The sequence below is a fragment of the Pirellulaceae bacterium genome (assembly GCA_029243025.1).
Classification (GTDB): domain Bacteria; phylum Planctomycetota; class Planctomycetia; order Pirellulales; family Pirellulaceae.
On record JAQWSU010000018.1, the window covers coordinates 20,082 to 35,239 of the forward strand.

At 51.8% G+C, this 15,158-nt stretch carries 9 protein-coding genes; 4 read left to right on the forward strand and 5 right to left on the reverse strand.

Going from position 1 to position 15,158, the window contains the following annotated elements:
* Positions 1–282: 282 nt before the first annotated feature.
* Complete coding sequence (locus tag P8N76_07725) at positions 283–702, forward strand: STAS domain-containing protein (GenBank protein ID MDG2381547.1); 420 nt, start codon at positions 283–285, stop codon at positions 700–702.
* A gap of 12 nt (positions 703–714) precedes the next feature.
* Here the strand turns inward: P8N76_07725 and P8N76_07730 are convergent, their stop codons facing one another.
* The 4 genes from P8N76_07730 to P8N76_07745 all read right to left on the reverse strand — a co-directional run bounded on the left by P8N76_07730 (position 715) and on the right by P8N76_07745 (position 10,387).
* The gene (locus P8N76_07730) at positions 715–2,103 is read right to left on the reverse strand and encodes a PQQ-like beta-propeller repeat protein (GenBank protein MDG2381548.1); all 1,389 of its coding nucleotides are present in this window, start codon (positions 2,101–2,103) and stop codon (positions 715–717) included.
* 151 nt (positions 2,104–2,254) lie between these two features.
* Positions 2,255–4,219: a M48 family metallopeptidase gene (locus tag P8N76_07735; GenBank protein ID MDG2381549.1), complete on the reverse strand. Its 1,965-nt coding sequence runs from the start codon at positions 4,217–4,219 to the stop codon at positions 2,255–2,257.
* A gap of 104 nt (positions 4,220–4,323) precedes the next feature.
* Entirely contained in the window at positions 4,324–4,923 is a 600-nt protein-coding gene (locus P8N76_07740; protein MDG2381550.1) for a LemA family protein, read from the reverse strand.
* A gap of 454 nt (positions 4,924–5,377) precedes the next feature.
* Entirely contained in the window at positions 5,378–10,387 is a 5,010-nt protein-coding gene (locus P8N76_07745) for an Ig-like domain-containing protein (protein ID MDG2381551.1), read from the reverse strand.
* A gap of 425 nt (positions 10,388–10,812) precedes the next feature.
* On the opposite strand from P8N76_07745, the gene P8N76_07750 reads away from it, so the two are divergent.
* A complete protein-coding gene (locus P8N76_07750) occupies positions 10,813–12,150 on the forward strand; it encodes a PQQ-binding-like beta-propeller repeat protein (protein ID MDG2381552.1) in 1,338 nt (445 codons plus the stop codon).
* 62 nt (positions 12,151–12,212) lie between these two features.
* On the opposite strand, the gene P8N76_07755 is transcribed toward P8N76_07750, so the two are convergent.
* Entirely contained in the window at positions 12,213–12,482 is a 270-nt protein-coding gene (locus P8N76_07755; GenBank protein ID MDG2381553.1) for a DUF4190 domain-containing protein, read from the reverse strand.
* Between the two features lie 562 nt (positions 12,483–13,044).
* Here P8N76_07755 and P8N76_07760 point away from each other — a divergent pair.
* Positions 13,045–14,181 (forward strand): amidohydrolase/deacetylase family metallohydrolase, encoded by a 1,137-nt coding sequence (locus P8N76_07760; GenBank protein ID MDG2381554.1) that lies wholly within the window; start codon positions 13,045–13,047, stop codon positions 14,179–14,181.
* Between the two features lie 233 nt (positions 14,182–14,414).
* Positions 14,415–15,014, forward strand: a complete 600-nt coding sequence (locus P8N76_07765) for a peptidylprolyl isomerase (GenBank protein MDG2381555.1) — start codon at positions 14,415–14,417, stop codon at positions 15,012–15,014.
* Positions 15,015–15,158: the final 144 nt, after the last annotated feature.

Here is a 15,158-nt window from a genome sequence, read left to right on the forward strand (position 1 = left end):
CGCAATCTTCGCCCTTTCATGCGAAAAAAACGCTCCCACACCGCTTCGGACGACCGGCCTCCAGCCGTTTTGCGATCGCTGCAGGCCGCACAGCCGGACCGGTTGATTCAAATATTTTTACAGAATAAAAGGCCGTCTTTGCGGATCAGAACAAAACGCTAAGAATGAGGTATGTTGAGGGCGACCGAATCCAGTGCGCAGTTTAGCCGCCTTCAATTACGATAGGGATAGTTAAACTGCGGAGCCCCCCCGAACGTTCTTTGCAGGTCAAGAACCATGCCGATGCCAGGCTACCGATTTTTCACAACCCGAGTTGTCGATCAAACGACGATTGTGCAAGCAGTCGATCCGTATCTGCAAGGTACGACGGTAGCCGAATTGGTGAAGTTAGAGTTGGCCCAGATTGTCAAATCCTCGCCCAACCAACACTTGGTGATCGATCTGGCAAACGTCAAGATGATTTCTTCTTCGGTGATTTCGAGCCTTTTGACTCTCAAGCGACAACTGGGATCCAATGGTGTTTCGTTACGACTCTGCTGCATGTCAGAGTCATTACGTTATGTCTTTAAGACATTGAACATGGATGGCACGATCTTCGAAATATTCGAGTCGGTGGATGACGCCATTGCGGGTGATTCCAAGGGTCACTCGTATTTCGATGTTTGCGGTCGGGTCAGTCCGCCGGATGAAGAATCGGCCTGATCCTTGGCCCGTCTACTGAGCGAGTGAAACGCAGATGATCTGCTGATCATTGCGCCAATAGATGCTTTGATTCGCGAAGGCCGGATGCGACCAGACAACTTTGCGATTACCAATTTCGTGGGTCGGTTCGATGAGGTGTGCCCGACTGATCTCTTGATAGCCGGCAGGATCCATCTTTGCGATGATCAAATCTCCCAGATCGTTAGCGTGGAAGTACCGATCTTGATGGGGGATGGTAAACACGTTTGCCCAGAAAGCTGGCCGTTTACCGGTGGAGGGCTGAAAGGTCGACCAGACTCGTTCACCCGAATCCAGTCGAATGCACGAATAGCGACCTCCCTGACCACATGCGTAGACATGTCCATCCCGGATGACCGCGGTATTGAAAACGCCACCGATTCCAATCTTTGTATCTCCTCTCCAAACTGTCGAAGCCGATAAGCCGTTCTTCGCAATACGAATCCTGGCAGACTGTCGATTGAAGGACATCAAGAACAGCGAATCACCGGCTAGCCGAGGGATGCCGATCGACATGGCAAATGTTGCTCGGAAGGGCTCCGACCAATACACGTCGCCCGTCAGAGGGTCTAATCCGTTGACCGCATCGCTATCCCAGATGATCAGTTGTCGTTTACCGCCGATTGAGTAAATCATTGGTGCACAGTATCCGGGTTGGTTGGCTGACAAGGATCGCCACCGTTCCTCTCCTGTCATTTTATCGAAAGCCACACAAGTGGTGCCCTCTCCTCCGACCAGACAGATCAGCAAATCACCATCAACCAACGGATGAGCGGCGACACCCCATACGGGAATTTTGAGCTGATAGTCCTTTTTGAAATCATTCGACCAGACGACCGATCCATCCTTCGTATTGAAACAGAATAGATTTCCTTCTGCCCCCAGCGTGTAGACCCGATCGCCGTCGACGGTTGGCGTCACGCGAGGACCAATCGCATAGGTCGTGGCAGTCGTGTAAGGGCAATCGTATTCGTACTCCCAGACGATGCGTCCATCCGATTCCCGCAAACACAACACGCGTTCCTTTCCGGGTAACAGCTGCCGGAGAAAATTAGTGTTCTGCGGGGCCGGACCTTCATGCAGCAACTCGGCTGACTTGGGATCGGCCATATTATCAATCCGATCCATCAGATAAACGAATCCATCCGCGACAGCAGGTCCAGAATAGCCAGATCCGATCGACGTCTTCCATCGCAATCGCGGCCCATCCGCTGGGAACGTCGTGACAATACCTGACTCCCGCCAAACTCCGTCGCGTTTGACGCCCAACCATTGCGGCCAATCTTCGGCTTCAGCAACCGCGGCACAGGCCAAACTGATCACGCCTACGACAATCTTGATCTGCATTCGGCAGATCAAGAGAAAACCAGTCAAAGATCGCATACCGAGTCCTTTACTCAACTGAGTTTACACCTGTAGCTCAAGCTTTAGGACCTGTTCCCAGCAGTAAAAAGGCTACTTATTCCTATCGCGTGCGTCAATCATTCTCCCAAACATCGCCGAAGAATTCGACTCACCGGGGTCTGAATCGAATTTAGCTTCCCGATTGCTTTTGAATTTCCCCTGCCAAGATTGGGGGGATCGGGCAATCAATCGCACTGGCCATCGCGCGAAGCAATTCGGCTTCCATCACGGTCACTTTTTGGTCGGCTGCAACACACAAAGCCGCAGTCGTTAGCACTCGTTTCTTGACTGCAGCAGAACATTCCGAGATTTGATTGAGTGAATGATTGATTTTATCGAGCCCGCAATCCGATTTGGACAAGATCTGATGCGGCGTCTTGTCATCCAGTCGCCGCATCGCATCCCCATAAATTCGCTCGGACACTTCATCGTCGGCATGTCCGAGATGGGCCAGCGCCGAGACGAGCACTTCAGCGGAGGGCAGCACCCCTCGAACACTATGATAACGGACCGCCGGCGGCTTACTCAGTTCAAATACTCGATCCAAATGTTTGATGACGACCCGTTGCAATACAAATTCAAAAAGACTGATCTTGCGATCGGCCTTGACCAGTTGCTCGACGGTTTCGCGAAAATGCTCATATTGGGACGGCGACAAATCCCGCAAACTACCCTGAATCACCTCCAATGTTGGCAAGCGAGCGGGAGCGGGAATTTGCCCGACCTGTGCGCCGAATTTCCGCACTTCAGCGAGCGTAGCTTCACCTTCGCGTGTCTTAAGCAATTCCAATTGCTTCGAACGAATTTCGGCATCAGCATCCAACAACATGGCAAAGATAATAGCACGTGCTGTGAACACTTCACGAATGGCAACCTGCAACGACTCGGGAATTGACTCTAACAATTCGTGAGAGTAGTCCATATGCTGGCTTGTTGGAGCACCGACCGATGCAATCACTACGGCCGGATCAAGGGGAACTTGATCAGCCATACCGACACCCGCGAGAATCATTCCGAGTGGAGAACGCGTTTCTTCCGTCGTGGATTTCAAGACCTTCGATTTCTGCGGAGGCTCTCGAAGTCGCTGCACCTTGGGATAGTTTCCGTCAAAATGCGGATCCAAACGACGGATCCGTTGCTCCAGCGGCGGATGTGTTGCAAATGGACTATGAGCCCAACGGCGAAACGCATCACCGAAAAACAAATGGCTGGCCGTTTCCGCATTCGGTGATTTGATCACAGCGTGCTCAGGACGACCGCCGATCTTCTTGAGAGCCCCGGCAATCGAATCCGGATTCCGTGTGAACTGCACCGCGGAAGCATCGGCCAAAAATTCTCGTTGCCGCGACACGGCCGATTTGATCAGCCGACCAAAAAACAGCCCCAAGTAGCCAATCACGAACGCAGCGAGACCTATCAGCATGATTTGCCCACCACCTTCGTTGCGATTCCGACTCCGGCCCCCACCATTAGCCCTTAGCATGAAATAGCCAATCAGGCTAATCAGCATAATACCGTGCAGCACGCCAATCAGTCGCAAATTGAACCGCATGTCCCCGTTCAGAATGTGACTGAATTCATGCGCAATCACTCCCTGCAGTTCATCGCGACTCAGATAGTCAAGGCTGCCTTGACTGACGCCGATCACCGCATCGTCAGGCGTATATCCAGCCGCAAACGCATTGATATTCGCTTCATTCTTCAGCAGGAAGACGGGGGGGACAGCCACACCAGAAGCGATCGCCATCTCCTCCACAACGTTTAACACGCGGCGCTCTTCCACGTCGGTAGTCGTCGGCTGAATGCGCCGCCCGCCAAGCATCAGCGCAACCGCTGAACCTCCGGCGCGCATCTCAGCAATTTTATAGAGGCTGCCGAGTGCAATCACGATCACTGTCGCCATGGAAACCACCAATAACAAATCGGGGCGAATCCAATTGATTGACCTGTCCTCGACCTCTTTACCTGGCCAAGCCAAGGCCAACACGGCCACGACATAAATCGCCAGAATCATCAACAAAACAGCAAACACAAAATAGGCGACTAACAAAAATGTCTTACGTCGAGCCTGATCTTGAGCTTCAAAAAAATCCATCGTAAAGTTTCCTGCTGATAGGCCAATCACGTGGCCAGTTGACCCCGCGACTAAAACCTCTTTCCACTTACCACCAGCGTTTCAATCGGCGTCGGATATTCAGCCTAGAATTCGATTTTGGGAGCTTCCCGCTGGCTCTGGTCAGCAATTTCGAAGAGTTCCGCTTCACGGAATCCAAAAGTCCCAGCAACCCAAACGGCCGGAATCTGTTCACGATAGATGTTATAGCCCGTCACCGAATCATTGAAGGCCTGACGAGAAAATGCAACCTTATTCTCGGTTGAACTAAGTTCCTCCTGCAAGCTCATCATATTCTGACTTGCCTTGAGATCAGGATAGGCCTCGGAGATCACCATCAATCGGCTCAATGCACCGCCAAGTTGTGATTCGGCCTGATTCAAAGCACCCATTGCCTGGGGATCGCCCGGACTGCCCGCCGCTTTTTGTCCGGCAGTGTAAGCCTGATTGCGAGCGGTGATCACCGCTTCAAGGGTTTCTTTTTCATGCTTCATGTAGCCTTTGGCGGTTTCCACTAGATTTGGAATCAGGTCATAACGACGTTTCAGCTGGACATCAATCTGTGCAAACGCATTTTCATAGCGATTACGAAACTGCACTAATTTGTTGTAGATCGTGACAAAAAACATCACGATCAAAAAACCAACAACACAGAACCCCCCAAGAAGCACTAAAACTGGAGCCATTTTTTTCACCTCGATAACACGCTAAGCCAAGACAATCTTTTTCGACACCTGACGTTGCATTCGGACAACTTCCCGCACGCGACCTGGAGCAGCCAACACCCGCAGCGAATAAAATTTAGATTAGCGACCGTCGAACAACCTTCGCCAGGCTGAAAGTCTAGCGGGAAATGTCCGTTCTTCCCAGACAGATGAGTACGGCTATTCATTTCGACCGAGCCATAAACCACCCGGACTGTGCCGTGGATTCAGACTTCTATTCGCCGTTTTGACAGGATTATTGGCAGAAAATCAGTTAATTTTTACACCGAGCAAATCGATTGGAATGGCAACCAGTCGAAAGTCGCTGCGTCTCATGAAGATCGTCAAATCGCTCATGCCCGGCAGCTTCACAGCCTTTTATCAGCAGCGACGCCCCTGTCGGAGCCTACTCCGGATGATCAAAATCACCATGCGTTCAGGCAAGCAGTGCGCCAATTGCATTTTCTTGCTCGGCAGCCAAAAGAGTATCGATAAACCCACCCTGCTGGAAAGCAAAAACAATGTCTCGCGAATCAAATTCGCCATCGCCATTCCAATCACCTTCGGCGAACGTTGAATTCCCATTCTGGCTGTCTTCATATTCGCGGGAAGCGACCACCAGCGAGATATCATCCCTATCAAAGACGCCGTCGCCATTCGAGTCACCAATCACAGCAGAATCAGGAACGCGCCCAGGCGTGCCTCCTGAGTAGCGGCTTGGCTGCCAACTCTTTGCTGAACTCCACGCTGCCAAATCCAATTGAGTCGGATTAATAATTTCCAATGAAAACCCGCCACCGTCTGTCGCAGGCAGCCAGAGATCATCGTAAGCAAAAGATTGTATGACTTGCTCATCCACGGCAAGCGTCACCAACTCGCCGCCGTTCCCCAATCGCCCACTCCACTGCCCCGCCACGCGAGTCGAATGACCGTACCGAGTGGCAAACGCATCAAGGTTCTCGACAACGACGGCATGCTCACCTGGCGCCAAACGCTCAATGTCACTTCCGACAAATTCGAAAGCGATCCCTTGATCATTAAGACGTTCCAAGCTCACCCGACTCAAATCAATGGCTGAGGATCCAATGTTAACGAGTTCAATAAACTCGAATTCGTCATTATCAGTGAACCCGGCCTCTATTTCGATCGCCGTCGGCGCGGCCGGGTTGTAATGTATCTCGCTAATCCTGAGTGATTCCGCAGAGGCGGGAACCGTCGGCGTTAGAAAGACGGCCTCGCTCAAGGCAGACCACACACCATCGAGCCGGATCCGGGCTTTGATGCGCGTGTCGCCGACCAGGGCGACTGGCGTCTCGTAGCGCCAAGCCGCTGGATTCAATCCCCCACCTGATTGTCGAGGATCCCTCCCATCGGTTGTGAAATAGATCATCCCCTCCGCCGAATTCAATTGCAACTCAAAGCCCGCCTCGATCTCCCCGCCAAATTGATTGAAGCTAGGCGCAGCAACTTTAGGAAAGATATCACGACGTTGAAGCTGTTTAAGAACGGTCTCAGTGCGATGAGGAAAATAAGTTTCGCGAAGACGATCCAATTCATTTTGCCATTCGACCTGCGGCGTGTAGGGACGCGAGGCGCGTTTTGCATCTCCCCAACGGGCTGATTCAGCCACCAACGGCAAAGCGATTTCACCTGCTCGCGCCATCCACCTCGCTTCGGCTGATTCCGGGGTCAGCAGTCCATCATTGAAAAAATGTCGCTGAACATGATCGGCAAACAGCATACGATAATCACGATTCTTGAGCAGTCGCTGGTGGAGTTCTGTGGGCTGTAGCCGGTTGGAAATAGAAACACGAGAATCCGCGGGACTCAAGAAGGTGCGTTCGGCATCCCAGGTAAAGAACTGCCATTGGGCGCCGTCCTCACGCTTACGACCTCCAAACCAATTATTGTTATCCCAGTCAACATTTCCGCTGTAGAAATTGATGAGTAAATAATCGACCAGACTCGGCAGATCAACGTATTGTTGAATCTGTTGATAGGCCGCTTCTGATTCGAGACCATCACGAGCGACGTCAAACATTTCGTTCCAGATTTCCCGATCTCCGTCAACCGTGCCCCCCTGATGCTGGACCACATCATAGTCCTGTGGCGATCCCCCAAAATGTTCGGCAAAGTAAGCTGCATTCGGTTTTTCAAAAATGTGATAGAGCCCCCAATACAACCCGTTGATGTAAAGGTGCACATAGCGCTGCGCCACCGTTAATCGCCCCATGGCTTGTTGGGTGTCACGATGCCATTGATCACGGATGTATTGCGCTTGCTGTTGCTGCGTTGATCGGGGATGAAACCAACTATCACCATTTCCACCGCGCAGAATGATCGTATCAAAGCGATCGACGGCTCCATTTTCGAACAGAGGAAACTCTAGCTTTCCGGGTCCATACCGTTCCTTGAACAGCAAACGCAAATTATGTTTGGGGCGATTTGGATTACGACTGGCTCCCCCCTGCACTCTCAAACCGGCATTCACTTGGATCTGAGCGTTTCCATCCGAAGTGATGAACTCCATGGAGGCAGGTCGCTCCCAGGCCACACCTGCACGTTGTGGATTCGCATAGATTCCCGTCGATCGATCAAACAAGTGATCTAAATCGGTCACAATTGAGATACTGGGATGCGACTGAAGAGCAGCCCGCACATTAGGATCGTAGTAATCTGACGTGTCATCGTTGGCAACTCGCGGATCCATCTCATAGTCAGAAAGTCCAGCACTTCCCCACCGCAATGGAAAGCCCGTCGGCTCAGCAGGCTGAGACAACACATCATCAAGGAACAAATACGAATAGGTAATCGATTCCGACGGCACCCGATCGCCTCGGAAAGCACCTGCGCGAAGCGTCGTGGTCGTACCAACCTGGATCGCCTCCTGATATTCCAACCCATTCGTCAACGTCGGAGTCGAACCGTCCAACGTGTAACGAATCGAACTACCAACCGTTTCCGTCTCGAGTCGGACCTCAAATCCGGCGTCAAAGTAACCGGAGGCGACAGAAGCCTGGGGAGACTGAACAATCGCCTCCCAGGAAAGCCCTGCCGTAGGCTTACCCGGCGTCGGACTCATCAGATACTTCCACTCTCCATCCACTCGACCAAAGGAAACATCAGCCGTTTGGATCGGATATTGAGGAGCAACTTCATCAATCACGATGCGGTCGGGCGATGCGAGGCTCAAGTAATCACCCGATGCATCAAGCTTGAAATTTACGTGTAACATCCCAAGCTCGTCCAACAATGGATCTGGAATATCCAGTCCCGAGGCGAAGACCACAAGAAATCCATTGGCATCCACGATCGTCCCAACTGGAAATGCCCATTTGGTCCGCTTGTCGGGATTGTCACTCAAATAGTATCCCGACAAATCAACGGATTGGTTCGTTAGGTTCTGTATTTCCAGCCAGTCAGGTGACTCGGGATCGCGTCGTGAAAAGGAAGAGTCCGACGTCGGTCGGACTCGAGTCACGAGTGAATTGCCATTCGCAGCCAAGATTTCGCTGATAACCAGGGGTGATTCACCAACAAACAAAACCACTTCAGCAGTCGACAACTCGCCTCCTGCGTCACGAACTTGATACTTAAATGTGTCGCGACCTTGAAAACCCCGCTCGGCGCGATAAACAAAGGACCCGTCGGTTGCCAGAGAAATCTGACCGCTCGTCGGTGGACGAATCACACTGGCACTTAACGATTGTCGTTCGATATCTGCATCGTTCACCAACACACCACGATCTGACATTACGTCCAACGTCCCGGTTGCATCTGCGAAATAGAGATCGTCAACGGCAGATGGTGGATCATTGACCGGTAAGACCTGGACCTGCACGGCAACCGGTAGTGACGCATCTACTCCATCCGTAACCTGGTAACTGAATTGATCTTCACCAAAAAAATTCTCCGGGGGCACTACGATCAAGGATCCATCTGCCGCCAATGCCAAATCAACATGCTTGGGGGCGGCAACGAGGATTGCTTGCAATGAGTCACCATCCTCGTCCACGTCATTAACGAGCAGACCTTGAAGCGACGTGAGAGAAAGCACCTGATCCTCTTCGAGACGAATCAGGTCGGGGATGGCAACCGGTGATGAGTTAACAACAATCGAAACAGCAATCGGATTGGACACCCCTACCCCATCTTCGACTTGATAATGAAAAGTCGCAGTACCGACCTCGCCGAGAGGATCAAACGTCAAGGAACCGTCTGAATTGAGAACGAGCTGGCCGAAAGAGGGCTCATCAACCAACACTGCCTGCAAGGGCAAATCATCAACACTGAAATCGTTTGCGAGCACACCATCTATCGACGACAACTTGAGCGCCGCAGTAGGGATCGCCTTGTACTCATCGGCAACACCATTCGGCAGGTCATGCACTGAATTGACTTTCACCCTGACCGTTGCTGGCTCCGAACCTCGAAAGTCAACGGCCTGATACGTGAACGTATCAACACCGAAAAAATCCGCATCGGGATCATACAAAAAGGAGCCGTCAGGATTCAAACCAAGCGTTCCATGCAGCGGCAATCGATCAACTCGCGTCGTGATCGGATCACCGTCAGCATCCGTATCATTGGCAAGCACGCCACTGTCACCGCCGACAAACAAGAACGAGTCTTCGAGCATCTCGTAATCATCATCCAACGCGAGCGGAGGAGAATTCTGATAGAAGTCCGTGATTTCTGCGTAGACCTCTGCTGCCTCGGCAACAGTCAGTGCTCCATCGTAAATCTGAATCTCAGCAATCTCTCCCCGAAATTGCTCGCTTCGACTTAGATTTTGACCGATGTCGAACGCCGTCACATCACGGGCTGCGGTACTCGCCCCGTCCGCGACCACCGCGGCCCCATCATCCACCCTCAAGGTTAATTGGTCCACTTGCCGACTTACGATCACAACATGAAACTCACCATCATTTAGGCTATTCGAAGCTGAAAGCAAAGAGGTCGATGGTTGTCCCAGACCTGCCCCCAATCCGGTGGCGACCTGTCCGGTCGACATCAAGCTGATCCCCCAATCCTGAGAAAAACCCAAGCTATTGGCATGAACTAACCCCGCACCTTGATACCAGGACTCAGCAAGATTCGTCGTGCGTTGATCGGAGGCAAACATCACAACAAGCGAGAAGTCGTTGGCGTTGGAGAGCGGACTAACCGCCGACGATACGCGAAAACCGTCCTGACCGCCAGCGGAGTCAAATCGGATGCTCGCTCTGCCACCCATCCCATCGTGAATCACAACGGGTGCCCCTGAACCAACCGCAGCCACTCCATTCACTCGATCGGTCCACTCCGCGACTGACTCTCCATCTGCGTGACGATCCACAAGATCATCAGCACGCCAATGCGTCACCAAATCACCAGCCAACAAAAGCCTCGGCTCAACAGACTCAAAACAAAATGGCTCTCTCACTCGCCGCCCAGAAGAACGCATCTACACTCCCGTTTCAATTCAACGATCGAAAGATCGATTTAATGACAAGATTTTTTTGCCGAACACTCCAAACCTTCGGCCGCCGGGAATCGACTATTCGACCTTATTACACTGGCCGACCAAAAAATCGGCCAGCCATCCGCTCCATGAATCGCGTCCCCCGTCGCACCGATTCTGAAATATCAACATGAATCGAGCAAGCGAAATCCAAACAAATGGCGGAAATTCCAAGAGGATTTGCAAAACCAAGATGAGTCCAAGCCGATCTTCAACACCCGAAACAGATCCCGGTGATTTACACACATTGCTTTACATGTTGCAATATCGGTAACCGACCTTTCATCCCAGCGTTCTGATCGAGGTGAAACCGCTTTTGAAAACTCGACGAGGACAACCTCTGTCACGACCCATCTGAAAGAACCTCTATGTATTCCCAAACAACAATTTTGTTATCGCTATTAACGCTTGCCTTCTGTTCCAACACCTTCGGCCAAGTCGTCCAGCGATTCCGTGGCCCAGATGCCACAGGTGTCGTTGCCGATGACCCCCGTTTACCGGATACGTGGTCGAGCGAAGAAAATGTAAAGTGGAAGACGACCATCCCAGGCTGGGGCTGGTCGAGTCCGATCGTTTTCGGCAACCGTGTATTCGTGACATCGGTCGTCAATGACGAAGATTACGAAAAACCGAAGCCTGGTCTTTACTTGGGATTTGGGCGACGGAAACCTCCCGAGGGAGAGCATCACTGGATGGTCCACTGTCTTGACCTGGAAACAGGCGAACTGCTTTGGTCAAGCGAAGCCCATGCGGGTGAACCCCAAATCCCAAGACACCCCAAAAGCACCTACGCAAGTGAAACTCCGGTGACCGATGGAAAGCGATTGTACGTCTTATTTGGCGACGTTGGGCTTTACTGTTACGACTTAGAAGGAACTCTTCTTTGGTCACAAGAAATCGAACCCAAGAAAACATTATTTGGCTATGGCGCGGCGGCTTCCCCCGTAGTGCACGATGATTTGGTAATCATGGTGTACGACAACATGGAAGATTCCTACATTGCCGCATTCGATGCCGAAACCGGCGAGGAAAAGTGGAAGAAAACGCGAGAGGAGAAGAGCACCTGGGCAACTCCCTTCGTTTGGAAGCATGATTTACGGACGGAGGTCATCGTACCCGGAAAGAACAAGACGCGATCTTACGACCTGGAAGGTAATGAACTTTGGTCGCTCAAAGCTCCGATGTCGAACCTGGTCATCCCATCCCCTTTCGCTGCCAATGGACTCCTGTACGTCACGTCAGGCTACATTGGCGATAAGGAACGTCCGGTTTACGCGATTAAGCCGGGAGCTGAAGGCGAGATTGTCGTCGAAAACGAAGATTCAGAATCCGAGTTCCTTGCCTGGCATTTGCCGCAAGCCGGACCGTACAACACGTCGCCGATTGTATACCACGATGCCTACTACACACTTTATGATCGCGGCTTCCTCACCAGCCACAACGCTGAGAATGGCGAAGAGATTTACGGCAAAAAACGATTTGCCCCTGGTGCCAGCTTTACTGCATCACCTTGGGCTTACAATGGGAAGCTCTTTTTCCTGAGCGAAGAAGGCGATACTTATGTAGTTAGTGCCGAACAGGAATTCGATCTCATCAAGACAAACTCTCTCGACGAACTCTGCATCGCAACCCCTTACGTGAGCCAAGGAAATCTGCTGATCCGTACCGCTACTCAGGTCTACTGCCTCACCAACCCGACTCCCTAGCAAAAGCCAACGTTTCTTTAAATGATTCGTTGGCTTACAAAAGCTCGGCCAGCCCTCAGCGACTACAACTCGAGCGAAGAACTAGCTGTCATCCCGAAAAGGACGAGGAACAACACAAAACCGATGAGACCGAGCACGATCAAGGCTGTGCCGACCATTCCCATATACATCCCGGCCTGAGTCATTCCCTTTCCCTCAGGATCCATCTGGCCGGCGTCCATTTGTTGCAAATCCTTTTTGCCCATCAGCCAAGCAACAGGAGCGCACAACTGGCAAAAAACAATCCCCAAGATTCCTAGCACAAGTACCAAGGCACCACGATGCGGTTGCATAGCATGACTCCCATTCAAAGCTATTGTGTATGAAACGACAGACGAAAACGTAAACCGGTCAGGAATTGCTGTAAACAGCGATATCTTATCGATCCTCACCCATCGGTTTGCGAGTCATTCGTCCTCGCCCCCCGAATCTTGCCGCCTCGCGGCATTTTCCGATACTTTTATTCTGCAGGTACCATTTACCCCAGTCCACAAGTCAGGCACAAATCGAAGCATTCAACGCCAGTCGCTGTGGAAATCGTCTCATCGGGAGTACTAATCAGGCTTTTCCCTGGCCGCATCGTCGGCTAATGCTCCTAGCTGCCATCCTTGTTAAAACAAGTCAAGTACCGACTCGGTCGAGCATCATTACCTGACGAATTCTTCCCACCGATTTACAAAACCCTGTCGACATCCCAAGGGCCATCCTGCGAAATCCCCAATCGTCTGAATTAGAAGAATACAAACCGGTTGCATGACTTCCATCTGCGATCAAGAATGGCATCAACGCCAGCGAGCCGCAACTGGCTTCCCAGCGTAAGCCTCACATCCCGACGAATTCTGATGGGCGAAACTCATGTTTGATTTGCTGCTTACCAACGGTCGAGTCATCGATTCTTCTCAGGGTCTTGATCAGATCACCAACGTCGCATTTTCCAACGGCAAGGTGGCTGCGATAGGGGAGTCAGCGAATGCAGAGGCAAATCGAACGATCGATCTTACGGGACAGATGGTGACTCCCGGATTGATCGACCTGCATACTCATGTCTACTGGGGTGGAACGTCAATCGGCGTAGACCCCAACGCCATCTCACGACAATCCGGTTGCACAACGCTCGTCGATGCAGGCACCGCCGGTGCAGCCAACATGCGAGGCTTCCATCGTCATGTCATCCAGCCCGCTACTCCTAAGATATTGAGTTTCATCAATGTCTCCTTCGCTGGCATCTACGCATTCAGTCAGGATGTCATGGTAGGCGAATGCAGTGATGTTCGTTTGTTAGATGCAAACGCTTGCCTGCTTGCAGCTCAACAACACGCTGACATTGTGGTCGGCGTCAAAGCGCGCGTAGGCCGAATCGCAGGAGGAAACAGCGGCATCGGACCTCTGGATATTGCCATCGAGATCGCCCAGGAATTGAGGCTACCGGTGATGGCACATCTCGATCAACCACCACCGAGTCGCCGAGATGTTCTCGATCGCCTACGACCGGGTGACATCTTGACGCATTGTTTTCGCCCATTCCCAAATTCACCTATCAATGGCGACGGCAATCCGTTCCCGGAAATCACGGAAGCACGAGAACGCGGTATCATCTTTGACATTGGCCATGGCATGGGTTCGCTTGGTTTTCAAACAAGTCAACAGATGCTCGAACATTCGTTTCTTCCTGACACAATTTCCAGCGATGTCCATGCGTTGTCAATCGATGGGCCGGCCTACGACCTTCTGGTCACCATGTCAAAATTCTTGGCCATGGGAATGACACTAGAAGACGTCATCCGCTGCACTACCTTGGCCCCCGCAACAGCAATCAATCAACCTCAGCTCGGATCACTCAAATGCGGCTCTGCCGGTGACGCGAGTATTCTCACCTTGGAAGAGGGTGATTTTGAATTTCACGACGCTTGCGGCAAATCGCTTCGCGGCAACCAACATTTCACCCCAAAAGGCACGGTAATTGACGGAAAATGGTTCGGGGCTAGAAATTAAATTCTGAAGCACACAGTCGATGCACCAAGTCGATGCATGCGGCGGACGGCCGTTCTAGTCACGAGCATTCGTTTGCTTCAGGCCAGTTTACTGTCACGCAGAGACTCAAACGCCAAGGCAGAAAAAAACAATCAGGGTACTGACGATCCAGCCAGCCAATCTAGCCAGCGATCAACGAAGCTGCGAGAATGCGGTTCGGTTTTTCGAGCAAGCACAATTCAAATAAGGAGGCAATGATGATTCGTTTACTGATAGCGTTCTGTGCCCTGCTGACGATGGCATCCCAAGGAATGGCGATCGAAGCATCGAAGGGAAAAGTCACGAAAAAAGTCTTTTTCGACGTCAGCATTGATGGAAAAAAAGCGGGCCGTATCGTCATCGGATTATTTGGAGACGATGTCCCGAAAACAGCCGAGAATTTCCGGGCGCTTTGCACAGCAGAAAAAGGGCAAGGCAAGTCGGGAAAACCATTAAGTTACAAGGGCAGTATTTTCCATCGCGTGATCCCAAAGTTCATGCTGCAGGGCGGTGATTTCACCAACGGCAACGGCACGGGTGGCGAAAGCATTTACGGTGAAAAGTTTCCTGATGAGAACTTCAAGTTTACGCACGACAGCCCGGGTGTTCTCAGCATGGCAAATTCCGGTCCTAACACGAACGGCTCTCAATTTTTCATCACCACCATCCCCACTCCTTGGCTTGACGGCATGCACGTCGTCTTTGGCCGTGTGCTCCAAGGAATGAACCTTGTTAAGGCAATTGAGTCTCAGGGATCTCGTTCCGGACGACCGGCCAAGCAGATTCAGATCACCAATTCGGGTGAATTAAAATAACCGAGTGGACGACCACAACGCTCGGCTGAGTTCGTCGGGCGTTGTCGCGACTTAGCCGCATTTCCATAGCCATCCCGCCTTTCTAGCGATGACACCCTGCGACTCAGGTTTCTTACGCGACCAACGCGGAGCGGAAAACCTCTT

Coding starts and splice junctions, on each gene's coding strand:
- P8N76_07760 (MDG2381554.1), top strand. CDS start 13,045: ATGTTTGATTTGCTGCTTACCAACGGTCGAGTCATCGATTCTTCTCAG.
- P8N76_07755 (MDG2381553.1), bottom strand. CDS start 12,482: ATGCAACCGCATCGTGGTGCCTTGGTACTTGTGCTAGGAATCTTGGGG.
- P8N76_07740 (MDG2381550.1), bottom strand. CDS start 4,923: ATGGCTCCAGTTTTAGTGCTTCTTGGGGGGTTCTGTGTTGTTGGTTTT.
- P8N76_07750 (MDG2381552.1), top strand. CDS start 10,813: ATGTATTCCCAAACAACAATTTTGTTATCGCTATTAACGCTTGCCTTC.
- P8N76_07730 (MDG2381548.1), bottom strand. CDS start 2,103: ATGCGATCTTTGACTGGTTTTCTCTTGATCTGCCGAATGCAGATCAAG.
- P8N76_07745 (MDG2381551.1), bottom strand. CDS start 10,387: ATGCGTTCTTCTGGGCGGCGAGTGAGAGAGCCATTTTGTTTTGAGTCT.
- P8N76_07765 (MDG2381555.1), top strand. CDS start 14,415: ATGATGATTCGTTTACTGATAGCGTTCTGTGCCCTGCTGACGATGGCA.
- P8N76_07735 (MDG2381549.1), bottom strand. CDS start 4,219: ATGGATTTTTTTGAAGCTCAAGATCAGGCTCGACGTAAGACATTTTTG.
- P8N76_07725 (MDG2381547.1), top strand. CDS start 283: ATGCCAGGCTACCGATTTTTCACAACCCGAGTTGTCGATCAAACGACG.